This is a genomic window from Mycoplasmopsis agalactiae 14628, assembly GCF_000266865.1.
Lineage (GTDB): Bacteria > Bacillota_I > Bacilli_A > Mycoplasmatales > Metamycoplasmataceae > Mycoplasmopsis > Mycoplasmopsis agalactiae_A.
The window spans coordinates 1-560 of sequence record NZ_AJPR01000019.1; the positions used below are offsets into that span (position 1 = coordinate 1).

General features: G+C 24.8%; 1 pseudogene. It reads left to right on the top strand.

The annotated features are described in order from the left end of the window. Positions 1–234 precede the first annotated feature (234 nt). A pseudogene (locus MAGB_RS04090) lies at positions 235–560 on the top strand (hypothetical protein); the annotation flags it as partial.

The following is a 560-nucleotide window of genomic DNA, read 5'->3' on the forward strand; positions in this document are numbered from 1 at the left end:
AAATGCAAAAATTTTCCATAATTTGGTAAAAAAATTGTTGATAATTTGGCTAAATAAAGCACTTTAAAAGTAATTACAGTGTAATTAGTCACTAATTACTAAGTAGTTAGATTGTAAATATAATGTAATTACTTTGACATATATTTTTTAAGTCAAAAACTAACTAAATAAGTTGAAAAACTAGTTTGGATAATTTTCCTTTTTTGTCTATAATAAAGGCATAAAGGGGAAATTATGCAGGAACTTTTTATGCTTTGAGACCAGCAGGCTGAAGAATATAAAAACAGTGCTGAACGTAAAAAAGAATATCATGTTGAGCGTAAAATAACAAGAGTAATCATAGTAAAAGGAGAAGTATATTACTATACTCTATATATGTATAGACACAAAGTGACTAGAAAATGCTTTGTTTACTATCATAATGAGATATTAAAACATAACAAGAGACTTAAATATTACATTGATGATATAGAAAGATGCTTAAATGATAAGCTTTATGAACGTAATTATAAAAAATTAGGCAAAGTTAAAAGCAATAAAATACCTTATTATATCTATGC